The following is a 24237-nucleotide window of genomic DNA, read 5'->3' as shown; positions in this document are numbered from 1 at the left end:
AAAATTGTCATTGAGTTTTTTTGCTTTTTCAAGGGTAAAAGCGCTTTTTTGAAAAAGTTGTAATTTTTTAGCATTTTCTTCTTGCATTTTGGAGCTTATCTAGTATACTATTGAATGTGCTTTGATTCAGAACATGACCCGTTGGTCAAGTGGTTAAGACATCGCCCTTTCACGGCGGTAACATGGGTTCAAATCCCGTACGGGTCACTTTGGAGGATTAGCTCAGCTGGGAGAGCATCTGCCTTACAAGCAGGAGGTCACAGGTTCGAGCCCTGTATCCTCCATCGTTCTAGGACTACCGAAACAACGGTAGTCTTTTTTTTACAAAAAGAACGAATAATTTATCGGTTCAAGTCCTGAGAGGATCCAAGATTTGGAGATGCCTTGTAACCGAATAGCTAACGTCTATTAAGGGGGACTATTATGGAAAAACGTTTATTTACTTCAGAATCAGTTTCTGAAGGGCATCCTGATAAGGTTGCTGATCAAATTTCCGATGCGATTCTTGATGCAATTATTGCTCAAGACCCGTCTGCACATGTAGCCTGCGAGACAATTGTCAATACTGGCATTGTGTATGTATTTGGTGAAATATCAACTAGTGCTTATGTTGATATCCAGAGCATTGTCAGAAAGACTGTTTTGCGAATTGGCTATGATAAGCCAGAGCTTGGCTTTGACGGCAATAATTGTGCTGTTTTAGTCGGAATTGACGAGCAATCTCCTGATATTGCTGGTGGTGTTGATCACTCACTTGAAACGCGGGAAGATAAGTCTGATAATGATCAGCTTGACCAAATAGGTGCTGGTGATCAAGGGCTTATGTTTGGTTTCGCCATTGACGAAACACCCGAATTAATGCCTTTGCCAATTTCTTTGGCACACCGGTTAATGCGCCAAGTGGCAAAGTTGCGTAAAGAAGGCACTTTGACTTGGCTTAGACCTGATGCGAAGGCGCAAGTCACTGTAGAGTATGATGAGAACAATAAGCCTAAGAGGGTTGATACTGTTGTTATCTCGACGCAAACAGATGACCAGGTAAGTAATGAAGATATTCGGCAAGCAATGATTGATTTAGTAATTAAAAAAGTTATTCCTGCCAAATATCTTGATGCAGAAACCAGATTTTTGATTAATCCTTCTGGTCGGTTCGTAATTGGCGGACCTAAGGGTGACTCTGGTCTTACTGGGCGAAAGATTATTGTTGATACTTATGGTGGTTATGCTCGTCATGGTGGCGGTGCATTTTCAGGTAAGGATCCGACAAAAGTCGACCGTAGTGCCAGCTATGCTGCTCGTTATGTTGCTAAAAACATTGTTGCAGCTGGTTTAGCTAAGCGGTGTGAAGTCCAATTAGCTTACGCTATTGGGGTAGCTCACCCTGTATCTGTCATGATTGATACTGCAAATACTGGCAAAGTAAGTGATGAATTGCTGACTAAGGCGGTTAGAAGCGTCTTTGATTTGCGTCCTGCCGGCATAATTAAAATGCTAGATTTAAGACGCCCAATTTATGAGCAAACGGCTGCATACGGTCATTTTGGTCGTACTGATATCGATTTACCATGGGAGAAAACCGATAAAATTCAAGCACTTTTGGATTTTGTTAAGGAAAATAAGTAAATTGAAGGAGCAGTAATTTTGAAAAAGACTAATGTACCAATAGTTACGCTTGCAATTTTTATGACAACGTTTATGACCGCCATTGAGGGTACAATCGTTTCAACTGCAATGCCGACTATTGTTTCTGATCTGAACGGATTAGAAATTATGAATTGGGTTGTCTCAATCTTTTTGTTTATGACAGCTGTTTCCACTCCTTTGTACGGCAAATTAGCTGATAGCATAGGCCGTAAGCCGATCTTTCTTTTTGGGATTGCTCTTTTTGTCATTGGTTCTGCACTTTGCGGACAAGCCAATAACATGCTAGAACTAATTCTATTTCGGGTGATTCAGGGTCTAGGCTCTGGTGCTGTTCAGCCTGTTGCAATGACAATCATAGCCGACATGTATACTTTGGAAAAGCGAACTAAGATGTTAGGGCTTAATTCTGGATTTTGGGGAGTGGCATCGGTGATCGCACCATTACTCGGTGGTTTTATTGTCCAAAACCTTTCATGGCACTGGGTCTTTTACATTAACGTTCCAATTGGTTTAATTGCCTTTTTACTCGTTGTCGTGTTCTTAAGTGAACCAAAAGCTAAAAAGAAGGCCAAGTTAGATGTAAAGGGAACATTTTGGCTAGTAGTTTTACTGCTAACTTTAATGTTTACTTTACAAGAATTAAGTTCACTTAGCCCAATAATTTTACTGGCTTTGGCAGCTTTAATTATTCTTAGCACAATGTTGTTCTACCATGAAGAAAAGCGAGCTGAGGATCCAATAATGCCTTTGACGATGCTTAAAGGTAGAGAATTTTTGGCTGTAAACATGATCACGCTGCTTATTTCAGGCGTTGTGATTGGTTTCGAATTCTATATTCCAACTTGGATGCAGGGTATTAAAGGTACGTCTGCTACAATTGCTGGTTTTGCGGTTACACCAAGTTCAGTAATGTGGGTAATCGGTTCATTTCTGATTGGCGGGATGCTCAGTAGATGGGGCGTGCGCAAAACATTCTTCGGCATGTTGACGCTGTTGCTGATTGCTGATTGCATGCTCTTAATCGTACCGGTACATACGCCATTTTGGGTATTCTGTATTATTGCCACAATGAATGGGTTCGCCTTTGGTTCCGTTATGACCGCTGCGCAAGTTCGCTCACAAGTATTAGTTGATCAAAATAATGTTGGGGTGGCAACCTCATTTAACACGTTAATGCGTTATTTAGGGCAAACGATGATGGTATCGATTTATGGTATTACTTTTAATACAATCGTTGCCAGTCAACTAGCAAAGCACCCAAACCTAACACAATCAATGATGAACAAAATAGTTTCGGCAGAAAAGGCAAAAGAATTAGCAGCTAATTTGATTCCTCAATTGCGTCAAGTACTGTTTAGTGCTCTTAAGGGAGTCTATACCGTATCACTTGTGGCAATTGTTCTTTCAATTGCTTTCAACTGCATTTATAAAAAGAAACTAGAAAATTAACCTAAAGTATTAAAACTTAAGTTAAGCAATTTTGGGAATCGTAATTCGATTCCTTTTTGTTTAAAAAAATTTAACTGCATGTTTTGCTTAGGTATATACAGAATAATAATTAAGATATAATGAGTCATAGGCTAAAACAAAGGTAAAACTTGATCTTAAAGGCACTTTCTGGTTAACGATTTTGCTTTTGAGATTAATTGCTTTTATTGCAGCAGCTAGGTAAACTTAAGCCTGAGTATATTCTTGTCTTATTTACAGTGGTGCTTGTCTATGCCATACTTTTTTACCGGGAAGAAAAACTTGCTGAAGACCCAATAATGTCCATAACTATGTTAAAAAAGTGCTATTTTCTCGCAATGAGCATGAAAGCGCTATTAATTGGTGGTGTTGTTTCCTGTTTTGAATTCTATCTTCCGACTTGATGCAGGGAGTTAAAGGCGTCAGTTCGATGGTAGCAGGTTTTGCGGTAACTCCTTGTTCACTTCTTTGGGTTGTTGGCTCATTTTTGGTAGGCAGACTGCTCAAACGTTGGGGTGTTCGGAAGACTTTCTATGAGATATTAACAATTATCTTAACAGTAGATTGTGTACTCTTAATCTTACCGATTACTACTCCCGTCTAGACTTATTACGTTATTGCTGGGATTAATGTCGTTGCCTTTGGTGTCGTAATTCCTGCTTCCCAAGTACAGGCGCAAGTTTTAGTTGAACCAAGTAATGTAGGCATCGCCACGTCGTTTAATACTTTTATGCGCTTTTTAGGACAAACAATGATGATGTCAGTCTTCGGTATTACCTTTAACACGGTGGTTGTTAAACAGTTAGCCAAGCACCGCAATTAAATCAGGCAATGATGAACAAAATTGTTTCGTCGGCTAAGGGCTAACAGCCAATTTGGTTCCGCAGCTGCGTCAGGTATTGTTCAGTGCTTTAAAGAGAGTATTTTTGGCTTCACTAGTGGCAATCATTCTTGCCTTTCTTTTTAATACTATCTATCAAAGTAAGAACAAACAGCAGGCATAAAAATTGTCATTAAAACCAAAAAATTTGCCGTTAAGTTAAAACTAGTTAGAGGAGAAAAAAATTAAATGGAATTAGCTCAAAAAGTTTTAAACGGAGAAATAAGAACTTCTGGGACAGTGGTACCGCAGGAATTACAGCAGCCATATACACCACACGGTTTTAACGCTAAACCTAATCTGAAAAAGGCCTTATTTATTGTCGGAGAACCAAGAAAATATAGTTTAACTTATGATTTGGTTTATACCGCTATGCGCTATTTAGAGGAAAATGATTGGACAGTTGAATTACGCGATCTCTATGATCTCAATTATGATCCCGTTTTACACCAAGAAGAGTTTTACTATGTCAAAGATGGCCTAGGTAAAGCACCGGCTTACCTCGCTCAAGAGCAGTCGTTTGTAAAAAAGGCAGATGTGGTTCTTTTTGCTTATCCCAATTGGCATGATGCTCCTGTAAGTATTGTTAAGGGCTATATTGAAAAGGTTTTTGCTGCCGGATTTGCCTATGAAGCAGGTAAAAATGGTCTAACTGGGTTACTTAGCGGGAAATATCTGTACACCATTATGAACTGCGGCTACCTTGGTGGTGGTCAAGGTTATGTTGGTGATGGTATTGGTCAAAACGATCAAGTCTGGGATAAATACATGAATGCATTTAAAGTTTTTGATGACGACACCGCTCAATTTTGGGGAATGACAAACGCCGGTCGGTTTGTGAATGATCAAAGCCCACGAAATTTTAGTTCTGATTATCAAGACCAATTGGTTAAACTTCACGCGGTTTTACAAGAACACCTGCAGCGTGATTTGCTTAATGTTGTCAAATAATGTTCTTAGCTATTTTCAAGAAAAAGAGCAAATAAAAAAAGCCGTTTATTTAAAACGACTTAATCTTCATTTATCTAAATAGTAATGGTATAAAAATGAGTACCCAATTAGTAAGAAGGAGATACCCTCTAAAAAGCCACCGACAACATCGGATGGATAGTGAACATGGTCAAAGATTCTCGTGTAGCCAATCAGTATGGGGAAACATAGCCAAATGATACACAGAATGGTTTTAAGTCCTTTCTTCTTAACTAGCAAGATGGTTAAAATGATCAGAATGCCAAAAAGTGTGGCACTTCCCACGGAGTGACCTGAAGGAAAACTGTAACCATGCGCTTCAACAAGGTGGTGCACCATTGGTCGCTGCCGACCAATCGCATGTTTAATGATCCAATTGTAACCATTAGCTGCAATCATTGTTCCCGCTGTAAAAACCGCGAAAGCGTATTTGCGAAAAACGCCTAAAACAATTACCAGAATAATGGTCGCAACCATAATAACGCTAGTATTGCCCAAGTTGGTAAAAGTGGTTGCGAATTTGATGATAGCAGGGTTGTTATTACAAATTAAACCAATTAACGATTTATCAAACTGATGGATAAATTGGTTGCCAGAGGAAACCAGAATTGCCCAAGCCGCGTAGATAAGTAAAAATATGGTCGCGGGTATGATTGTATCTTTTTTCGAATGATCTGTAGTGTTCAAATATCTTTCTCCCCTTGTTTTTTTTAGCATTTGTGGTAAATTATAATCATTATTGATCAAAAAATAAAGGTTAGGAACTAGTAGCAATTTTATTTTTCTATAGAGAAGAGTCGGTTGGTGCAAGACTTGAAAAATATATTGTGAACTGAGCCTAGGTTAAATCTTTCGTTTGCTATCCGCGTTAAGGGGCTTGTGAGGGTCACGTTAATTTACGTGAAACTTAGGTGGTACCGCGATTATTCGTCCTATGAGTTTATTTCATAGGACTTTTTTTATGAGGGAAATGTTTATGTACAATCACAAAGTAGTTGAGCAAAAATGGCAAGATTATTGGGAAAAAAATCAAACATTTAAAACGGGTAATGATCCGCAAAAGAAAAATTATTATGTTTTAGATATGTTTCCATTCCCATCTGGTAAGGGATTGCACGTAGGGCACCCAGAAGGATATACTGCAACCGATATTATTGCGCGAATGAAGCGTAGTGAGGGTTACAATGTGCTGCACCCAATGGGCTGGGATGCTTTTGGTTTACCAACTGAGCAATATGCATTGCAGACTGGTCAAGACCCAGCTGTCGTAACTAGGGACAATATTGCTAACTTTAAGAGACAATTAAATAAGTTAGGCTTTTCTTATGACTGGAACCGAGAAATCTCAACAAGTGATCCAAAATATTACAAATGGACGCAGTGGACATTTGAACAAATGTATAAGCACGGTCTTGCTTATGAAGCCGAAGTTCCGGTTAACTGGTCACCAGATTTAGGAACTGTCGTTGCTAACGAAGATATTGTTGATGGTAAAACCGAACGTGGTGGCTACCCAATTTATCGCCGGAACATGAAACAATGGATGCTTCGGATAACTAAATATGCCGACCGTCTTCTTGCTGGTCTTGATAATCTTGATTGGCCAGAAAATATTAAAGAAATGCAACGTAACTGGATTGGTCGTTCAGTTGGGGCTCAAATTACATTCAAGATTAAGGATTCTGATCAAACATTTGATGTGTTCAGTACTAGACCTGATACGCTTTTTGGTGCTACCTATGCGGTTTTAGCCCCAGAAAATAAGTTGGTCCAAAAAATTACTACTGCTGGTCACCAGGCTGACGTTGATGCTTATATTAAGCAAATTGAATCCAAATCAGATTTGGAAAGAACCGATTTAAATAAAAATAAGACTGGTGTATTTACCGGTGCTTACGCTATTAATCCGGTCAATAATGAGGAAATTCCAATCTGGATTGCTGACTACGTTCTGGCAAGTTACGGAACCGGTGCTGTTATGGCAGTTCCCGCTCACGATACACGTGATTATGAGTTTGCCCAAAAATTCCATTTGCCAATTAAGGCGGTTATTAAAGGCGGCGACATTAATAAAGAGGCCTTCACTGGTGAGGGACTACACATTGATTCAGACTTCTTAAATGGCTTGAATGTGGCAGATGCAAAAGAAAAAATGGTTTCATGGCTTGAAGAACACAATGCCGGTAAGCAAAAGGTTAACTATAAGTTGCGCGACTGGGAATTTAGCCGGCAACGTTATTGGGGCGAGCCTATCCCAGTTATTCACTGGGAAGACGGCGAAACTACTCTTGTTCCCGAAGATGAACTGCCACTTGTATTGCCACATGCAACTGATATTAAGCCATCTGGTACACCTGAAAGTCCGTTAGTTAACTTGAAGGATTGGGTTAATGTTGTTGATCAAAATGGCCGCAAAGGTAAGCGGGAAACGAACACAATGCCTAACTGGGCTGGTTCTTCTTGGTACTTCTTACGCTATATTGATCCGCATAATGATAACAAATTAGCAGATTACGAATTGTTAAAGAAGTGGACGCCAGTTGACTTATACATTGGTGGGGCAGAACACGCCGTTAGACACCTTCTTTATGCTAGATTTTGGAATATGGTGTTATACGATCTTGGCGTGGTACCAAATGAAGAGCCATTCCAACGCTTATACAATCAAGGACTAATTCTTAAAGACCATGACAAGATGTCTAAGTCAAAGGGGAATGTCGTTAATCCTGATGATGTGATTGACGAATATGGTGCTGACAGTCTAAGAATGTATGAAATGTTCATGGGACCACTTGATGCTTCAATTGATTGGGATGACAATGGCCCAGCTTCAACCAAGAAGTTTCTTGACCGAATCTGGCGTTTGTTTGTTAACGATCTTGACTTACAGGCAATTCCACAAGAAAATATTGTGGCCGAAAATGATGGTACTTTGGATAAAATCTACAATGAAACGGTCAAGAAGGTCACAGAAGACTTTAATGATTTGCATTTCAATACCGCTATTTCACAGTTAATGGTCTTCATCAACGCTGCTCAAAAGGCTAAAACTATTCCGCGGGAATATGCTGAAGGTTTTATTACGATGATTGCACCAATCGCACCACACATGATGGAAGAGATTTGGCAAATCTTTGGTCATAACGAATCTGTTACTTTTGCTAAATGGCCAACATATGATCCTGCTAAGCTTGTTGAATCAACAGTTGATATTATGGTTCAAGTTAATGGTAAATTGCGTGGTAATTTCACAGCTGCCAAGGATTCAAGCCAAGAGGATTTGCAAAAACAGGCCTTAGAACTTGAACATGTCCAAAAATTCTTGACTGGTAAGGAAATTAAAAAGGTAATTGTGGTACCAAATAAAATTGTCAATATTGTTGCTAAATAAAGTTAATTTTTCCTAAAGTGATAAGTATATTGATTGTTAATTGTCGTTTTTCATTCAAAATAAAATAGTTAGTACACGAATTTAGGGAAAATTGATGAAAGAAAATAATTTAAAAGAACAAAATACGCAAGATACCTTTATTAAGGGTAGCGCGTGGATGACTTTTGGCTCAATTACCTCACGTATTTTAGGTGCACTTTACATTATTCCGTGGTTTATCTGGATGTCACCTTATGGTAATATCGCTAATGCTTTAACTGCGCGTAGTTATAACATTTATAGTATTTTTATCTTAATTTCGACAGCAGGAATCCCGGGAGCAGTGGCCAAACAAGTGGCTAAGTATAATGCCCTAAATGAATATGGCGTGGGGCGCAAATTGTTTCACCGTGGTCTTGTCTTGATGATTGTTTTGGGTGTTGTATCAGCCGCGATTATGTATTTTGCTTCACCATTTTTAGCTTCGAATGGCTCTCGTAGCGATCCACGCCAGGTTGCGGTAATGCGCAGTTTGTCTTATGCTATCCTGCTCATTCCCGTGTTAAGCATTATGCGGGGTTATTTTCAGGGATACGCTGATATGATGCCGTCGGCAATGTCGCAGTTTGTCGAGCAATTTGCCCGGGTTGCTTGGATGCTTTTAACTGCTTACGTAATTATGCAAGTGCAGCACGGTAATTTTGTTGATGCAGTTGTTCAATCCAACTTCGCCGCCGCTATTGGTGCAATTTTTGGTATTTTGATTTTATGCTGGTTCTTGCTTTCCAGAAGAAAAAAATTAAATCACCTAGTTGAAAATTCCGAAAACGAAATTCAGGTTTCAACAGCAGCCTTATTTAAAGAGATAATTGAGCAAGCAATTCCGTTTATAATTATTGATGCGGGAATTCAATTATTTTACCTAGTGGATCAATATACTTTCCACCCAATGATTGCTAGTGTGGTCAAGGCTAGTTACAACACGATTGAAACGTGGTATGCGTTATTTGCGCTGAACGCTAATAAGCTAATCATGATTATTGTTTCCTTGGCTAGTGCAATGGCGGTAACTGCGATACCTTTATTATCCGCTGCACATGCTAAACATGATTTTGCCGGGATTTCTAAACAGATCGGCAACACACTAGATTTGTTTTTGTTCGTAATGATTCCGGCTGCGTTTGGTATGGCAGCCATTGCTACGCCAATTTACACCATTTTTTATGGTTTTGATCAGTTGGGTTCTAATATTCTTTATTTGTCTGCCTTTACCTCGATTACATTGGGGATGTTTACGGTATTAATGGCAATTCTGCAGGGATTATCAGAGAATGGCCTGGCAATTAAGTATCTAGTGTTAGGTCTAATCATTAAACTGATTGTGCAATATCCGATGATTTACGTGTTTAAGGTGTTTGGACCACTTGTAGCCACTAATTTAGGGATGTTTGTGATTATCTTTTTGGCTTTTAAACACCTAGAAGTAGTCTATGATTTCAACCAAGGACGCACAAGCAGGCGTTTTATTGGAATTACTGGTTTTTCGCTGATTATGTTCCTGATTGTTCTTGGCGTTGAAAAAGTGCTTGAGCTCTTCTTGAGTCCTGCTAGTCGCCTTCAAGCTCTAATTATTGTCGTTGTTGCAGTGCTAGTTGGGGGAATCTTCTACGCCGCTGCGGCGATTAAATCGAACTTAGCGCAAAAGATCTTAGGCGATAAAATTGTGCCGCTTTTGGCCAAGCTGCATATAAAAGCATAAAATTAATAAATAGCATTGGGTGAATATTACTCAATGCTTTTTTATTTTTTACTAAGTTTAAGGTGGTTCGATTAACAGATCAGTTAACTACTGCAATAATATTTAACAAATACTGTTTTAATTGTTGGAAAAAGAAAAAATCATGAATATCAGAAAAAAAGGAATTTTTATCTTTATTTTTATTTTTGGTGCTTTCTTCTACTGGTTTTTTTACCAAACCTCATGGGTTCCGCTTTCGGCAAAATTTGAGGTTAACCAAATGCTGCAAAGTCATGATACTAAGAGAATGCGCCAAGTTGCAGCAAATAAGAAAACTAGGTCATATTTATTACATTTAAAAAAAGACACTCATTGTGACAGTGTGACTGATTTTCAAGGTGGCTCAGAAAATATTGGCTACTATGTCGTTGATATTAACGGCAAGGGAGTGGGAATCTATATGCAACGAGAAATTCTGCTTTTTTGGAGAATTAAAGAAATTAAATTATGAGTCAAATTCAAAAAAGAGCATGGGTTCAATAATTGAGAACTCATGCTCTTTGATGCAGAAATATTAGTATTACTAAAATTCTTGTAGCCAGCAAAAAACTAACTTATGATGTTTTTGCTTGTGCCCCTGCCAAGGAACTTCATTTTAACAAGAGTAATAGCTAAACGCAATTAGTATTGACGATATTCACCAGAAGGAATGTCATCAGCACGCGTTTTGTCCGGCATAGCAATTGCTGCGGCAATATAGGCGATTAACCCAAAGCCGGTAAAACAAATAACCATTGCGCCGCCGATTCTAGTCCAGGCTTTATCCCAGCCGAAATATTCAGCAACTCCGCCTAATACACCAGTTAAAATTTTATCTCTCGATTTGGTTAAACGCTTTTGCATGCCAATTCCTCCTTAATATTAATAGATTTTTGACAAAAAAAGCTAATCGAATGATTAGCTTTTCTTTTAATGCCCCGAAAAAGATTCGAACTTTCACTTAGTTACCTAAACAGCGACCTGAACGCTGCGCGTCTGCCAATTCCGCCATCGGGGCCTCTTCAAAATACATTAATTATAATACCAAATTTTCGCGGGGATGTCATTAAAATTTATAGTTTAGAAGACAAAAAAGCCATTTTCTTAAACTAATTAAGAAATGGCTTTTTATATCAATTTTCAGTAAAAGGTAAAAAAGATTCTAATTAGAACAATTTAGCCTAATTTAGCTATTTTTTGCAATGTTCTGATCATTTGAGCTACAAACCCTGATTCGTTATCGTACCACGCATAAGCCTTAATAACTTGTGAATAATCGGTGCCCGTAGCAATTTGGGTAATTGTCGGATCAAAAACAGAACCAAATTCCGTGCCGATAATATCAGATGAAACGATCTTATCCTCATTGCAGCCAAATGATGCATTGTTAATTGTGTGCTTTTTGATTGCGGCATTGAATTCATTAACAGTAACGTTTTTAGCTAGGGTAACCGCTAATTCCGTTATTGAACCAGTTATTACAGGAACACGGAGAGCGATTCCCGTTAGCTTACCCTGTAATTCTGGGATTACTAGGCCAATTGCTTTAGAAGCACCAGTTGAATGGGGAATAATATTTGCGCTAGCGGCACGTGCATTACGAACATCACCGTGGCGATCGGGACTATCTTGCAGCATTTGTGAACTGGTATATGCATGTAAGGTGGTCATTGTTCCAGCTTTAATCTGAAATTCATCGTTAATAGCCTTGGCTAACGGAGCCAAGCAGTTAGTAGTACATGAACCAGCAGAAATAATTTGATCATCTGCATTTAAGGTATCGTCATTAACGTTATAAACGATTGTCTTCATGTCACCGGCAGGTGCTGAGATCAACACTTTTTTGACGCCGGCTTTTAAGTGACTGCTGGATTTTTCCGTTGAGGTGTAAAAGCCAGTACATTCTAATACAAGCTCAACCCCGTTATTTTTTACCCAAGGAATATCACTTGCGCTTTTTTCAGCGTAAACAGGAATTTTTTGGCCATCAATTACGATTGCATTTTCTGTTGCGGCAACTTCATGATTAAATTGACCATGAGCCGTGTCATACTTCAATAAATGAGCCAACATTGCTGGTGAAGTTAAATCGTTGATCGCAACAATTTCTAAACTATTATCTTTAATGTCATAAATACGCCGTAATGATAAACGACCAATTCTGCCAAAACCATTAATACCAATTTTTGTAGTCATAAGATTTTTCTCCCTTCTTTGATTACAAAAAATAGTATAATGAATGAAAATGGCTTTGCATAAGCCGAAAAGTTAATAGGGCTATCACTTTTAGTGATAATGTGACAAGATGAATTTTAATGACTTAAATATTTATAAGACAATTTATGAAACTAAATCTATCAATAAAGCTGCTAAAGAATTAGGCTATGCACAATCTAATTTGACAGCACGCTTAAAGGCAATTGAACATGAATTGAATTCAACTTTATTTGTTCGCTCAAATCAAGGTGTGGCTCCGACGGATAACGGAAACAAAGTATATCGTTTTGCTGTTAAAGCGCTCCGAAATTGGCAAAAACTGCAAGATACGTTAGTTATTCGAAAAACGATTTTATCATCGGAATTACTAGTTAACTTTTTAATCGCTAAGAAGAAATTTTTTATTACTGATTATGCAGTTACCATTAAGAAAAGTAACCAATTGGAATCGGAACTAACGCAAAGATACTACGATGTAGTGGTGACCTTTAACCAATTCGACTTGCCTAATTATCGGTTAAAGCAAACAGCTAATTTACCAGCATGCTTTTTGAAAGGAAAACAAGAAGATCGATCGACCTGCCCGATTGCAATCAATAGTGATTTAACTTGTCCATTTAGAAAACTAACCCTGAAGTTATGTCCTGATAAAACGAGATTGTTAGAAATTGATTCGCTTGAAACAATTATGCAATTGGTAAAAAGGGGAGAGGCAGTTGCATTATTACCACAATATTTAATTGACAATGATTATCAAAAGGTTAATGATCATAATTTTAATATTCCCTATTATTGTTATCAGTATCAAATTTAATCTAGAACTTGCTAAAATTTTTTTCACTTCAAAGGAGAACTTATGAACCTAAGGCGAAATTTAAAAACAGTTGTGGTCAGCTTATTGGCTATTGTGACACTATCTGCGTGTGGAACAGGTCCTAGTAGTGAACCGCCAGCTCAACCTAAATCAGTTCAAGTCAGAAATAATTATCAGTCTGAGCAATTAAATCTCAATGTTAAATCGGCAATTGCAATCGATAGTAAAACGGGGCAACTGCTTTATGGCAAGAATATTAACCAGGCACTGCCAATTGCTTCAATGACCAAATTAGTAACGACTTATTTAACCTTACAAGCAATTAAAGAGCAAAAACTTAGTTGGGATACAGAAGTAAAGCCAACTAAGCAGATTGTCAAGGTTGCCAATAATAAGCAGTTTTCTAATGTGCCACTAAAAATGGGGCACTCTTATACAATCAGGCAGTTATACCAAGCGACCCTAATCGAATCTGCCAATGGGGCGGCAATGTTGCTTGCTCAGGCCGTCAGTGGCTCGCAAGTTGTGTTTGTTCGGCAGATGCGTCAGCAATTAAAAAAATGGGGCATTAATGACGCCCAGATCTATACTGTTTGCGGTTTGCCCAATAAAAGTGTTGGAACGGATGCCTATCCAGGAGCGGATAAAGACGCAGAAAATGAGATGTCAGCTAAAGACATGGCAATCGTTGGTCAGCACTTGTTGAATGACTTCCCCAAAATAATTGAAACAACAAGAATTACTCATTTGAACTTCACTGATCAGGGAAGCCAAACACTCATGACTAACTTTAATTGGATGCTTAAAGGCTTGTCCCAATACCAGCAAGATCTAAAAGTTGATGGTCTAAAAACGGGAACTACTGATGCTGCTGGTGCTTGTTTTATTGGAACGGCAAAAGATAGCGATGCAAGACTAATTACTGTAGTAATGGGGGCAAGTCATGCTAATAGTTTTGACCCAGCGCGTTTTGAGCAAACTGGCAGGTTGCTGCGGTATGTTTACCGTAATTATCAACCCATTGTTTTTAACCAAAATGAAGTAATTATGGGTACCAGCAAGATTAATGTTCATAATGGCGCTAACAAGCAAGTTGATATCGGCATGAAGCAAAGACGAGTAATCTGGGGACCAAAAAATGGCCAAAAATTAACCGTTAATTTAACTAAGGACACTATTGAAGCTCCGGTAACCCAAAATCAAACGGTTGGTTCATATAGCTTTAAATCGGGGTCAACTAAACTGATTTCTATCCAAGAACCTGACGGAATTAAACTACCTGCAAAAGCGTTGCAATCCACTAAACAGGTTAATTTCTTGCTTCGTTTTTGGCACCGGCTTTTTGGAGGATAACAATGACAGAAATTAAGCAATCTATTTTAACCAAGGTTATAGCCAAAAGAAAAAGCAATACCCACAAGGGAAACTATGGGCGAATTTTATTAATAGGTGGAAGTGAAAATTACGGTGGTGCAATTATTATGGCCGCAGAAGGTGCACTGAAATCTGGCGCTGGTCTAGTTTCTGTTGCTTGCCATTCAATTAATTTAAATGCTCTACATGCGCGCGATCCTGAAGTGATGTATGTTGATTGGCGCAGCAGTGATTTGCCGCAATTAATAAAAAACATGGATGTCATTGTTTGTGGACCAGGATTAGGAGCTACTCCATTTGCGCAAAAACTTCTTTTGCAGCTGGGTCAAGTAGTGACTAACCAGCAAACGCTTATTTTAGACGCTAGTGCGCTGGATTTGATTGGTCAAAATCGGTCGCTGGCCCCGCAAAATGCGAAGTTAGTGATCTTGACTCCTCATCAAATGGAATGGCAGAGACTTAGTCAAATTAGGATACCTTATCAAACGGATGCAGCTAATTTGACGGCATTAAATAAGCTGTTTCCAGGGCAAAATGCTATTTTAGTTTTAAAGTCCAATCATACCAAAGTTTATACGTCAAATAAGGATGTTTTTGTTAATCCTCTTGGTAATCCAGGGATGGCTTGTGGCGGCATGGGCGACACCTTAGCCGGCATAATTGGTGGCTTTACTGCGCAATTTGGTGGCAATATTGATTCGGTTTTAGCTGCTGTATATTTGCACTCACTCGCTGGCGATCTAATTGCTAAAGATGAATATGTTGTACAACCAACCAAAATTAGTGCGCTTTTACCTAAACTTATGCTTAAGTTTGTAGATTAAGTTTTTGGCTAAACTAGCAAATATTGTAAAATAGAGTATAAATAATTCTCGAGGAGGTTGATTTAGTATGAAAAATAGCCTATTAAAGCCGCTAACAGGCCTATTTGTTCTACTAATCTGTGCAATCAGTCTAGCTCGTGTTTCGATGCCGTCAAGTCCAAAGGAAGAAAAGCCTAAGGAAAATCAGAAAATGCAGGTTAAGAAGACGGCAGCATCTTTTCGTCCCTATAAGGATCCGCAAGATCTGCGGGTGCCTTATGATTGGCATCAACCCAGCGAAACAAAAGCTTATCCTAAAATTAAGCCGCTTGAAAATGATCTAACCATTCGTGTTTCTCTTCGGGGCAATCGCGTTTACATTTTGCGTGAAAACCAAGTAGTGTACACGATGCTGGCAAGTGGAGGGCTCTTTAAAAAGGGCAAATCGACAACGCCAACAGGAACTTTTAAGATTCAGGATAATCGGGGAGATTCTTTTTATAATCCAGAATTAAATGAGGGTGCTAATTATTGGACTAGCTGGGATAAAGATAATGTCTACCTCTTTCATACGGTTCCAACTAAGAGCAATGGAAAGTATAATCGCAAAGAAGCCAAAAAATTGGGTGTTAAATCCGCGTCTCATGGCTGTATCAGGTTGAGTATTTCAGATGCACGGTGGATAATGAAAAATATTCCTACTGGCACAAAGGTAATCGTCAAAAATAATTAAAAGTGTTGGCTTGAATGCCATTTCCTGTTATAATCAATTTTTGAGAGAGGTTAGGAGTAGTAAGCATTTATCCTAGTAAGCGAGTCCGAGTTGATGAGAGTCGGGTTAGGAGGATGACTGAAGGCGTGCCTGATCAGTAATTTAACAAAAATAATAAGCGGATACTTTGTATCAAATAGAGTGGTACCGCGGGTAAAAACTCGTCTCTTCCTTTGGAATTAAAGGAAGAGGCTTTTTTATTGGAATTTGGAGGTAAAAATGGACTTTAAAAGTAAAGTAGTTGATCTTGTTGCCAGTCAAGTAGATTTGCCTAAAGAAAAAATCAACCAACTTATTGAACGGCCAAAGAACGAAAAGATGGGTGATTATGCCTTCCCTGCATTTACTTTGGCTAAAGTTATGCATAAGAATCCGGCTGAAATTGCTCAAGAAATTGCAGCCAATCTTGAAAGCAGCGATTTTACCAGTATTCAAGCTGTTGGTCCGTATGTTAATTTCGCAATTAACCACGAAAAATTAATTACGCAAGCTTTACATGAAGTTTTGACAGAAAAACAGCACTATGGTGACCAAAAATTAGGGCAAGGAAATGTTCCTATTGACATGTCAAGTCCCAACATTGCTAAGCCAATGTCAATGGGACACTTACGTTCAACTGTAATCGGTAATTCAATTGCGGAAACATTGAAAAAAGTTGGCTATACTCCAATTAAGATTAACCACCTAGGTGATTATGGCACCCAGTTTGGTAAGCTGATTTCTGCTTATAAACATTGGGGTAATGAGGAAGATGTCAAAAAAGATCCAATCATGAACCTCTTTAAGTATTACGTTAAGTTTCATGAGGAGGCTGAAAAGCACCCTGAGCTTGAGGATGAGGGTCGTGCATGGTTTAAAAAACTTGAGGATGGTGATCCTGAAGCAGTTAAATTATGGCAATGGTTCCGTGACGTTTCCTTAAAGGACTTTAAGCGGATTTACAAAGAATTGGGCGTCGAATTTGATTCATACAAGGGCGAAGCATTCTTTAACGATAAGATGCAACCTGTTATCGATGAATTAAAGGAAAAAGGTTTGCTTCACGAATCCCGCGGAGCACAGGTAGTTGATATGGGCGAAGATGAAAGCCCAGCTATGATTGTGAAATCTGACGGTAGCAGTATTTACCTAACCCGTGATTTAGCTGCCGCTATTTACCGAATGAATACTTACCATTTTGTTAAAATGCTGTATGTTGTCGGTAATGAGCAAGCTCACCATTTCGTTGAACTTAAAACGGTTTTGAAGAAGATGGGTTATGATTGGGCAGATGAAATTTATCACGTACCATTTGGCTTAATTACGCAAAATGGTAAAAAACTATCAACCCGTAAAGGTAACGTCGTTTTCCTTGACCAAGTATTAAAGGATGCCGTTAACTTAGCTCGTAAGCAAATTGATGAGAAAAATCCTGCTTTAGCTAACAAAGAACAAGTAGCTCATGATGTTGGTGTAGGAGCCGTTGTGTTCCATGATCTTAAAAATGATCGGGTAGAAAACTTTGACTTTGACTTAGATGAAGTTGTTCGCTTTGAAGGCGACACTGGTCCTTATGTTCAATATACCAATGCGCGGGCACAGAGTGTATTACGTAAAGCCGCGAAGTTAGGTCAAGAGCCTAAACTTGATGATGCACCAGTTAAGGATGATTGGTCATTTAGCGTTGCCAAAGCATTAGCCGATTTCCCAAGAATCATTGCGCGCAGCAGTGATAAATTTGAACCATCTGTTATTGCCAAGTATGCTTTGGATTTAGCTAAGAAGTTTAATAAATACTACGCTAATGTTAAAATCTTGGTTGAAGATGAGCAAATTAACACGAGATTGGCGTTAGTTCAGGCGACCTCAATTGTCTTAACCGAGGCCCTCAGACTACTTGGTGTTAATGCTCCTAAAGAAATGTAAAAAAATTCAAAAAATAACGCTTACATCGATTAAAAGATTGCTCAAGACTTCGTTATTACGGTACAATGTGACTGTAAGATTAATAGGAGGTAATTTATTAATGGCTTATTTAGATAATGGTAACCAAATCTTTAAAGATGCTCGTAAAAACCATTATGCAGTCGGTGCTTATAACACTAACAACTTGGAATGGACACGTGCAATTTTGCAAGCAGCTGAGGAAACTAGAACCCCAGTTTTAATCCAAGTTTCAATGGGTGCTGCTAAGTACATGGGTGGCTACAAGATTGCTAAGGATATCGTTGAAGATTCAATGGACGCAATGGACATTTCAGTTCCAGTCGTATTGAACTTGGATCACGGTGACTTTGAAGCTGCTAAGGAATGTATTGCACTTGGCTACTCATCAGTTATGTTTGACGGTCACGCATTACCAACTGACGAAAACTTAGCTAAGACTAAGGAAATCGTCAAATTGGCTCATGAACGTGGAATTTCCGTTGAAGCTGAAATCGGTAAGATTGGTGAAAACCAAGGTGCTGAAGGCGGAGAATTAGCTTCTGTTGAAGATGCTAAAGCTTTCGTTGCTGCTGGTGTTGACAAGCTTGCTTGTGGTATCGGTAATATCCACGGTGTTTACCCAGCTGACTGGAAGGGTCTTAACTTCGATCGTTTGAAGGAAATTGCTGATGCAGTTTCTGTTCCACTTGTATTGCACGGTGGTTCAGGTATTCCTGAAGAACAAGTTAAGAAGGCTATCTCACTCGGAATTTCAAAGGTTAACATCAACACTGAATTCCAATTAGCATTCCAAAAAGCAACTCGTGAATACTTCGAAGCTCACAAGGATGAAGACAAGGCTAACAAGGGCTATGATCCACGTAAGCTTTTACTTCCTGGTACTGAAGCAATCACTGATGCAATGAAGGAAATGATCACTTGGCTTGGTACGCCATCAATTGATGACAAAATTAAGTCAGCTGCTTTCGATAAGAGCTCATTAAACTTAGAATAATTACCGAGTTGTAATGAAATTAAAAAGGCTAACTCCTGAATGGAGCTAGTTTTTTTTATTAAAAAATAAACGATTCAAGCTAACAATCTGGATTAAAAAGTGTTTTTAACCGAAAAATATCATCGTCAAAGTCGTATTTTAAGACAGAACAATTCTTAATTCTTTCAGTCCTTTTGAATGTATTGTACTTTTTCCAGACTTTATAGAAATTAGCGATGGCAGCACCATGTGACACAATTAAAATATGCTTATTAGGTGATTGGCGCACAATTTTTGTAATTTCTTGGTTAATGCGAGCTGTTAATTCCTTCTGCGATTCGCCGCCAAATTGAACGAAAAAATCATTGTAGGGAAGTGGCGGATTTAAATGCTCACCTTCACCTTCATAAGTACCAAAATTCCATTCACGCAAGTTTTTATTTGTTTTAAATGGCAAATCAGTAATTATTTTAAGTGTATCAATTGCTCGTTCAGAGGTAGAAGAATGGGCTTCGTCCAGTTGGACATGCTCTTTTTCGAAATACTCCTTTTTAGTAGCCTTTGCTTTCTGAATTCCCAATGGGGTGAGTGGTGAATCACAAAAGCCTTGAATTTTGTGTTGAACGTTAAATAATGTTTGCCCGTGTCTTACTAAATATAATGATTTCATATTTTTCCTCTTCTCCTAGTAAACAGCTATTTTCTATTTTACCTGAAGACTAAGTAAAAAGTTATGCTATTTTTCACTTATGCGTTTTGCGCATACCAAATGATGAAAGATAAGTATTTTACATGGTTTGATGAACGGCTTAAACTAAAAAATAATTGTTAATATCTTTATATAAGGAGATAAGAGTTTATGAAAGTAACAGTTTTAGTTTTCCATCCACATCTTGCTCAGTCGCGCGTTAATGCTTTTTTCATCAAACAATTGCAAGAGAAATCTTTGCCAAATGTAGCTATCTATGATGAATACCGATTGTATCCTCAGGGCCAAATTGAGGTTAGTCAGGAACAACAGCTGTTAGAGCAAAGTGACCGCATCGTTTTGCAATTTCCGTTTTACTGGTATAGTAGCCCCGCCCTTTTGAAAAAATGGGAAGATGTCGTTTTAGAACATGGTTGGGCCTATGGAACTAATGGTGATAAACTGCATGGCAAAGAATTGCAGTTAGTTGTTTCTGCTGGAGCGCCAGCAGAAAATTATCAGCCAGATGGTGCATTTCACGTGACAATGGCAGAATTATTATCTCCTTTTAAAGCAACTAGCAACTTAATTGGGACTAAATTCATGCCTCCTTTTGTCACCAAAGGTGTCATGCAGCATTTAGATGATGTTCAATTGGCTAAACGTGCACAAGAGTACATCGAAACAATAACGAAGTAGGCAATTTTTTACCGAGTTAAGTTTAAAGCCGGTAAAAATGGAATAAACAAGGTAATTGCTGCACAAAAAAAAATTGCTCTTCATATCAACAGTTGAAACTGATTATTGCTTTTTCGAAGAGAGCAAGCATTTGAATTATCATATTCAAATAATCATGATTTTACCAGTCATACTCTGCAAATAAATAGAAGCATATTCCTAAGTATTAGGTAATAATTTACAAAAAAATCTTGACTTAAAGCGTGCTTTAAGTCCTATACTTCTAATAGAAAATTAATCCTAAACAGGGAGGAATAAGATGATTTTAGATAAGACATTAACGTTAAACAACGGAGTCAAAATTCCTAAATTAGCATTAGGTACATGGGAAATTAATAATAATCAGGTTCCCCAAGTGGTCGAAACAGCTATTCAGCTTGGCTACCGACACATTGATACTGCGCAAGCATATGGTAACGAAGCTGGAGTGGGATTAGGAATAAAAAATTCTGGTATTCCACGTGAGCAAATTTTTGTTAATTCAAAAGTTGCCGCCGAAATCAAAAATTACGCCGATGCCAAGAAGTCAATTGATGAATCTTTGTCGAAAATGGCGCTTGATTATTTAGATATGATGATTATTCATAATCCACAGCCTTGGAACGAAGTTAATCAATCAGCTGATCGCCATTTTGAAGGTAATTTGGCAACTTGGCGTGCATTAGAGGATGCAATGAAGGAAGGCAAGCTGCGAGCAATTGGTGTATCGAGCTTTGAGCCAGATGATTTAACTAATTTAATTAAAAATAGTGCGACTAAACCGATGGTAAACCAAATTTTGTGTCACATTGGTGCAACACCGAAAGATTTGCTTGCTTTTTCACAAAAACAGGGAATTGTTGTTGAATCATTTTCACCTGTTGCCCATGGAGCGGCCTTGAATAATCCGGTAATAACTCAAATGGCCGATAAGTATCATGTATCAGCGGCCCAACTCTGTATTAGATATGATTGGCAGCTAAATACGGTAGTGTTGCCTAAAGCGGCGCAAGCTGATCATATTAAGCAAAATACAGAAATTGCTTTCGAAATAAGCGCCGAAGATATGCAAACTTTGCAAGAAATTAATGCAATCGATTATGGGGAAGCCAGTCATTTTCCAGTATTTGGCGGAAAATTGTAACCTGGACAACGTTCAATTTTTAAAAATTTTATATTAAACTTAATTTAAGTTACTTATTCTTTGTTGTTGAATAAGTAACTTTTTTTTGCCATAAATATTGGCTCTAATTTTTTATCAAAAAAGTATTTTAGTAGTAATTAGTAAAGAGTAATCAGCTTTGTAGCTAAGGCAGAAAAGAACTATTAATATAACTTTTTTGTGGAACTTGTTTTTAAACAAATGTCCTTTGCAAGAATTTACTACGGACACTTTTTAATTATTTAAGCGTTTACATAAGAAGCAAAATATAATTATCAGGAGGGATGAAAAGTGCAAAAAGAAATTAGTCAACAAATTATTGATTATCTTAAAGTCCACAATCGGTTCATAACTTCTGATGAACTATCTGATGGGTTAAATGTTTCAAAAAAAACAATTTCTCGCCATATCAATAGTTTAAATGAAAAGTATCCTAAACCAATTATTGTTTCTCAGAGGGGGCGAGGTTATGAACTAGACTATTCAAATTATTTAGATTACGCGAACCAAGATTTTCATCATGATTCGTCAACACATTTAAGACAAGAAAACATGTTAACCAAGTTACTATTTGCATCACCAAGTGAAGTGAAGATTTATGACTTAATAAATAGTTTATACATAAGTGAATCAGTTTTATGGAATGATGAAAAGCAAATAAGCAAAAAAATAAAAAAATGGAATTTAAAGCTTAAGCGTAAGCAGCGATCTATTCAAATAGTTGGTAATGAAAAAGATATTAGAAGTGCGCTCATTGAATTAGTGCTTCACATTAATAACTCAACTGATATAGAAACTTTACGCAGGAATACGGATCGGTCTCATCAAAAAGATTTCAATTTTGCATTAAGTCAGGTTGAAATGTCTTTACGCGTTTTGAATGGTTCACTTACTTATCCATATAATATAAATTTTTTTGCTCATATTTATATTTTGCTTACAAGGGCAAGAAAGTACAAGTCAGTTGACAAATCAATTGCCTCCGAAGGTAACTTACAAGCAGAAATAAAAATAAACCCTGAAATTTTCAGCGTTTGCAAGACCATTATTAATAACATCAAAAAATATCTTGGAATTACTGGAACTGATATAGATTCAGAAGTTTATTACTTATTCAAGTATTTATTGACCTCGAGATTTAATTCATTTGATGGAATAGTTCTGGATGATCGTGATTTGGCGGAAGAAGTAACTGATTTCTTTATACAAGAAGTTTCACAAAATCTAGATTGTAGTTTTGAGCTATCGATTAAAGACGAGATAAAAAATCACGTTTTAGCAATGATCAGTAGACTAAAAATGAAAATTTCTCTTCCAAATGCTCTGTTGAATGACATTAAGTTAGAATATCCTACTGTATTTTCAGCAACGAAGAAGGCAGCGGTAAAAGTAAGTCAAGAGTTTGAATTACCAAAGATTTCAGATGATGAAACAGGTTTTATTTGCTTGTACTTTGCAAAATACTACGAAGAAAAAAACAAGTCAAATGCAAAGGTAAAAGTGTATGTAATCTGCACGACTGGAATTGGTACTTCGGGAATTATCTCAACTAAAATAAAAAATAGTATTCCAGAAATTGAAATTGTAGGATTGGCTTCAAACTTTGATATTAAAACGATTTTGAAGAAACAGCCAGCTGTTGATTTATTAATTAGTACTGTTCCAATTGATTGCCATGGAAAGGTTCCAATTGAACTGGTAAGTGCATTTTTTACGAAAAAGGACGAACAGAAGGTGAAAAACGTTGTTAGAAAAATCCAAAATGAGCGCAACCTTGTTTAAAGGCGTAGATGGTAGTGTAATTAGTCAAAAAAGTGCGTTTAAGGAAGTGGCAATTAATGTTTCCAGAATTATGAAAATCGATTCAAAAAATGTAATTGACAGTTTAGAGAGAAGAGAAAAAGCTAACAATACTGCCTTAGTTCAGGGACTAGCAATTCCTCATATAATTTTGAAAAAGAACTTTTCACCTTGGTTTTACGTTTTTAAATCAAATAAATGCATTGCTGATTGGTACTGCCTTGATGATTCAAAGGTAAAAATTTTAATTTGTATAGTAGTTCCTAAAAAAGTTAATCAACAAGAAGATAATTTTAAAGAAATAAGGCATGTTATTAACAAATTAGCAGAAGATGATGTTGTTTCACGAATTAGCAAAACGGAAACTGTCAAACAGGTAATAGATATTTTAGAAAGTTAGGAGTTAAAAATTTGTCGGAAAAAATAGTAGATATTGCTAAAATTGTAAGTCCCGACTTAATTAAACTCAATTTAGTTGGCACTACAAAAGAAGAGGTAATAGACGAACTTAGTGATCTTTTAAAAAAAGATAATGATGTAGGTAATAAACAGGCTTTCGTTGAAGATGTGTTTAAACGTGAAACTGAAGGAGAAACGGGTATCGGTCAAGGTGTTGCAATTCCTCATGGTAAGTCACCAGCAGTTAAAAATACAACAATCGCAATTGGGTTAAGTGATCATCCAATTCCATGGGAAACACTTGATGATAAGCCGGTAACTGCTGTGATTCTCTTTGCGGTAAGGGATCAAGATGCAAGTACTTTGCACTTGAAACTCTTGCAACAAGTGGCAATTTTATTATCAGACGACGATTTTATTAGCAAGCTTCACCACGCAAAAACGAAAGAAAACGTGATTCAACTTTTATGTAAGAAATAAGGAGA

Annotated in this window: 23 protein-coding genes, 3 tRNA genes and 1 riboswitch; of the genes, 20 read left to right on the top strand and 6 right to left on the bottom strand. The window is 37.6% G+C overall.

Annotated elements, in window-relative coordinates:
• The first annotated feature begins 135 nt into the window (after positions 1 to 135).
• From J3U73_RS10730 to J3U73_RS10710, 5 genes are all read left to right on the top strand, one after another.
• Positions 136 to 207, top strand: a tRNA-Glu gene (locus J3U73_RS10730).
• Positions 208 to 211: 4 nt separating this feature from the next.
• Positions 212 to 284 (top strand) — tRNA-Val (locus tag J3U73_RS10725).
• Positions 285 to 342: 58 nt separating this feature from the next.
• Positions 343 to 426: riboswitch (SMK box riboswitch) on the top strand.
• Positions 424 to 1623, top strand: coding sequence for a methionine adenosyltransferase (gene metK, locus J3U73_RS10720; RefSeq protein ID WP_267410427.1), 1200 nt, complete (start codon positions 424 to 426; stop codon positions 1621 to 1623). It overlaps the preceding riboswitch by 3 nt.
• An 18-nt stretch (positions 1624 to 1641) precedes the next feature.
• Entirely contained in the window at positions 1642 to 3093 is a 1452-nt protein-coding gene (locus J3U73_RS10715; RefSeq protein WP_220268241.1) for an MDR family MFS transporter, read from the top strand.
• A gap of 448 nt (positions 3094 to 3541) precedes the next feature.
• Positions 3542 to 3715 (top strand): hypothetical protein, encoded by a 174-nt coding sequence (locus J3U73_RS10710; protein ID WP_267394179.1) that lies wholly within the window; start codon positions 3542 to 3544, stop codon positions 3713 to 3715.
• 5 nt (positions 3716 to 3720) lie between these two features.
• Here the strand turns inward: J3U73_RS10710 and J3U73_RS10705 are convergent, their stop codons facing one another.
• Positions 3721 to 3921 (bottom strand): hypothetical protein, encoded by a 201-nt coding sequence (locus J3U73_RS10705; RefSeq protein WP_220268239.1) that lies wholly within the window; start codon positions 3919 to 3921, stop codon positions 3721 to 3723.
• 259 nt (positions 3922 to 4180) lie between these two features.
• On the opposite strand from J3U73_RS10705, the gene J3U73_RS10700 reads away from it, so the two are divergent.
• Positions 4181 to 4942: an NAD(P)H-dependent oxidoreductase gene (locus J3U73_RS10700; RefSeq protein WP_220268238.1), complete on the top strand. Its 762-nt coding sequence runs from the start codon at positions 4181 to 4183 to the stop codon at positions 4940 to 4942.
• 66 nt (positions 4943 to 5008) lie between these two features.
• Here J3U73_RS10700 and J3U73_RS10695 read toward each other — a convergent pair whose 3' ends face one another.
• Positions 5009 to 5677, bottom strand: a complete 669-nt coding sequence (locus tag J3U73_RS10695; protein WP_103751943.1) for a phosphatase PAP2 family protein — start codon at positions 5675 to 5677, stop codon at positions 5009 to 5011.
• A 259-nt stretch (positions 5678 to 5936) separates the two neighbouring features.
• Between J3U73_RS10695 and leuS the strand changes: the two genes are divergently transcribed.
• The 3 genes from leuS to J3U73_RS10680 all read left to right on the top strand — a co-directional run bounded on the left by leuS (position 5937) and on the right by J3U73_RS10680 (position 10579).
• On the top strand, positions 5937 to 8351 hold the full coding sequence (leuS, locus tag J3U73_RS10690; protein ID WP_267410426.1) for a leucine--tRNA ligase: 2415 nt from the start codon (positions 5937 to 5939) through the stop codon (positions 8349 to 8351).
• Positions 8352 to 8445: 94 nt separating this feature from the next.
• The gene (locus J3U73_RS10685) at positions 8446 to 10089 is read left to right on the top strand and encodes a putative polysaccharide biosynthesis protein (RefSeq protein WP_416381505.1); all 1644 of its coding nucleotides are present in this window, start codon (positions 8446 to 8448) and stop codon (positions 10087 to 10089) included.
• A gap of 142 nt (positions 10090 to 10231) precedes the next feature.
• Positions 10232 to 10579, top strand: coding sequence for a hypothetical protein (locus J3U73_RS10680; RefSeq protein WP_267410424.1), 348 nt, complete (start codon positions 10232 to 10234; stop codon positions 10577 to 10579).
• A 170-nt stretch (positions 10580 to 10749) separates the two neighbouring features.
• On the opposite strand, the gene J3U73_RS10675 is transcribed toward J3U73_RS10680, so the two are convergent.
• The 3 genes from J3U73_RS10675 to gap all read right to left on the bottom strand — a co-directional run bounded on the left by J3U73_RS10675 (position 10750) and on the right by gap (position 12303).
• Positions 10750 to 10971, bottom strand: a complete 222-nt coding sequence (locus J3U73_RS10675; protein WP_267394171.1) for a PspC domain-containing protein — start codon at positions 10969 to 10971, stop codon at positions 10750 to 10752.
• A 70-nt stretch (positions 10972 to 11041) separates the two neighbouring features.
• Positions 11042 to 11125: transfer RNA gene (locus J3U73_RS10670), tRNA-Leu, on the bottom strand.
• Between the two features lie 158 nt (positions 11126 to 11283).
• On the bottom strand, positions 11284 to 12303 hold the full coding sequence (gap, locus tag J3U73_RS10665) for a type I glyceraldehyde-3-phosphate dehydrogenase (protein ID WP_267410423.1): 1020 nt from the start codon (positions 12301 to 12303) through the stop codon (positions 11284 to 11286).
• 109 nt (positions 12304 to 12412) lie between these two features.
• Here gap and J3U73_RS10660 point away from each other — a divergent pair, with 109 nt between their 5' ends.
• The 6 genes from J3U73_RS10660 to fba all read left to right on the top strand — a co-directional run bounded on the left by J3U73_RS10660 (position 12413) and on the right by fba (position 19007).
• A complete protein-coding gene (locus tag J3U73_RS10660) occupies positions 12413 to 13138 on the top strand; it encodes a LysR family transcriptional regulator (protein WP_267410422.1) in 726 nt (241 codons plus the stop codon).
• Positions 13139 to 13180: 42 nt separating this feature from the next.
• Complete coding sequence (locus J3U73_RS10655; protein ID WP_267410421.1) at positions 13181 to 14491, top strand: serine hydrolase; 1311 nt, start codon at positions 13181 to 13183, stop codon at positions 14489 to 14491.
• A 2-nt stretch (positions 14492 to 14493) separates the two neighbouring features.
• Entirely contained in the window at positions 14494 to 15336 is an 843-nt protein-coding gene (locus J3U73_RS10650) for an NAD(P)H-hydrate dehydratase (RefSeq protein WP_103751914.1), read from the top strand.
• A 67-nt stretch (positions 15337 to 15403) separates the two neighbouring features.
• Positions 15404 to 16048 carry a L,D-transpeptidase gene (locus J3U73_RS10645; RefSeq protein WP_103751913.1) on the top strand — a complete coding sequence of 215 codons (645 nt, stop codon included), beginning with the start codon at positions 15404 to 15406 and terminating at the stop codon, positions 16046 to 16048.
• 258 nt (positions 16049 to 16306) lie between these two features.
• Positions 16307 to 17992, top strand: a complete 1686-nt coding sequence (gene argS, locus J3U73_RS10640; RefSeq protein WP_267410420.1) for an arginine--tRNA ligase — start codon at positions 16307 to 16309, stop codon at positions 17990 to 17992.
• A gap of 100 nt (positions 17993 to 18092) precedes the next feature.
• A complete protein-coding gene (gene fba, locus J3U73_RS10635; protein WP_103751911.1) occupies positions 18093 to 19007 on the top strand; it encodes a class II fructose-1,6-bisphosphate aldolase in 915 nt (304 codons plus the stop codon).
• A 79-nt stretch (positions 19008 to 19086) separates the two neighbouring features.
• Here the strand turns inward: fba and J3U73_RS10630 are convergent, their stop codons facing one another.
• A complete protein-coding gene (locus tag J3U73_RS10630; RefSeq protein ID WP_267394159.1) occupies positions 19087 to 19656 on the bottom strand; it encodes a histidine phosphatase family protein in 570 nt (189 codons plus the stop codon).
• A 189-nt stretch (positions 19657 to 19845) separates the two neighbouring features.
• On the opposite strand from J3U73_RS10630, the gene J3U73_RS10625 reads away from it, so the two are divergent.
• The 5 genes from J3U73_RS10625 to J3U73_RS10605 all read left to right on the top strand — a co-directional run bounded on the left by J3U73_RS10625 (position 19846) and on the right by J3U73_RS10605 (position 24232).
• Complete coding sequence (locus J3U73_RS10625; RefSeq protein WP_267394157.1) at positions 19846 to 20373, top strand: NAD(P)H-dependent oxidoreductase; 528 nt, start codon at positions 19846 to 19848, stop codon at positions 20371 to 20373.
• A gap of 298 nt (positions 20374 to 20671) precedes the next feature.
• A complete protein-coding gene (locus J3U73_RS10620; protein WP_267410419.1) occupies positions 20672 to 21535 on the top strand; it encodes an aldo/keto reductase in 864 nt (287 codons plus the stop codon).
• Between the two features lie 309 nt (positions 21536 to 21844).
• Complete coding sequence (locus J3U73_RS10615) at positions 21845 to 23335, top strand: BglG family transcription antiterminator (RefSeq protein WP_267410417.1); 1491 nt, start codon at positions 21845 to 21847, stop codon at positions 23333 to 23335.
• On the top strand, positions 23298 to 23753 hold the full coding sequence (locus J3U73_RS10610; protein WP_267410415.1) for a PTS sugar transporter subunit IIA: 456 nt from the start codon (positions 23298 to 23300) through the stop codon (positions 23751 to 23753). The genes J3U73_RS10615 and J3U73_RS10610 overlap by 38 nt, the downstream gene beginning before the upstream one ends.
• An 11-nt stretch (positions 23754 to 23764) precedes the next feature.
• Positions 23765 to 24232, top strand: a complete 468-nt coding sequence (locus J3U73_RS10605; RefSeq protein ID WP_267410414.1) for a PTS sugar transporter subunit IIA — start codon at positions 23765 to 23767, stop codon at positions 24230 to 24232.
• The last annotated feature ends 5 nt before the right edge of the window (positions 24233 to 24237 follow it).

It is taken from the genome of Lactobacillus sp. B4005, from assembly GCF_026536045.1.
In the GTDB taxonomy this organism is placed as follows: domain Bacteria; phylum Bacillota; class Bacilli; order Lactobacillales; family Lactobacillaceae; genus Lactobacillus; species Lactobacillus panisapium.
Note: the sequence above shows the minus strand (reverse complement) of the source record. Positions and strands in the feature narration are given on the sequence as shown.

Bases quoted from the DNA above. Each gene is read 5' to 3' on its own strand.
- metK (WP_267410427.1), top strand. From the start codon at position 424: ATGGAAAAACGTTTATTTACTTCAGAATCAGTTTCTGAAGGGCATCCT.
- J3U73_RS10710 (WP_267394179.1), top strand. From the start codon at position 3,542: ATGGTAGCAGGTTTTGCGGTAACTCCTTGTTCACTTCTTTGGGTTGTT.
- J3U73_RS10700 (WP_220268238.1), top strand. From the start codon at position 4,181: ATGGAATTAGCTCAAAAAGTTTTAAACGGAGAAATAAGAACTTCTGGG.
- J3U73_RS10695 (WP_103751943.1), bottom strand. From the start codon at position 5,677: ATGCTAAAAAAAACAAGGGGAGAAAGATATTTGAACACTACAGATCAT.
- leuS (WP_267410426.1), top strand. From the start codon at position 5,937: ATGTACAATCACAAAGTAGTTGAGCAAAAATGGCAAGATTATTGGGAA.
- J3U73_RS10685 (WP_416381505.1), top strand. From the start codon at position 8,446: ATGAAAGAAAATAATTTAAAAGAACAAAATACGCAAGATACCTTTATT.
- J3U73_RS10680 (WP_267410424.1), top strand. From the start codon at position 10,232: ATGAATATCAGAAAAAAAGGAATTTTTATCTTTATTTTTATTTTTGGT.
- J3U73_RS10675 (WP_267394171.1), bottom strand. From the start codon at position 10,971: ATGCAAAAGCGTTTAACCAAATCGAGAGATAAAATTTTAACTGGTGTA.
- gap (WP_267410423.1), bottom strand. From the start codon at position 12,303: ATGACTACAAAAATTGGTATTAATGGTTTTGGCAGAATTGGTCGTTTA.
- J3U73_RS10660 (WP_267410422.1), top strand. From the start codon at position 12,413: ATGAATTTTAATGACTTAAATATTTATAAGACAATTTATGAAACTAAA.
- J3U73_RS10655 (WP_267410421.1), top strand. From the start codon at position 13,181: ATGAACCTAAGGCGAAATTTAAAAACAGTTGTGGTCAGCTTATTGGCT.
- J3U73_RS10650 (WP_103751914.1), top strand. From the start codon at position 14,494: ATGACAGAAATTAAGCAATCTATTTTAACCAAGGTTATAGCCAAAAGA.
- J3U73_RS10645 (WP_103751913.1), top strand. From the start codon at position 15,404: ATGAAAAATAGCCTATTAAAGCCGCTAACAGGCCTATTTGTTCTACTA.
- argS (WP_267410420.1), top strand. From the start codon at position 16,307: ATGGACTTTAAAAGTAAAGTAGTTGATCTTGTTGCCAGTCAAGTAGAT.
- fba (WP_103751911.1), top strand. From the start codon at position 18,093: ATGGCTTATTTAGATAATGGTAACCAAATCTTTAAAGATGCTCGTAAA.
- J3U73_RS10630 (WP_267394159.1), bottom strand. From the start codon at position 19,656: ATGAAATCATTATATTTAGTAAGACACGGGCAAACATTATTTAACGTT.
- J3U73_RS10625 (WP_267394157.1), top strand. From the start codon at position 19,846: ATGAAAGTAACAGTTTTAGTTTTCCATCCACATCTTGCTCAGTCGCGC.
- J3U73_RS10620 (WP_267410419.1), top strand. From the start codon at position 20,672: ATGATTTTAGATAAGACATTAACGTTAAACAACGGAGTCAAAATTCCT.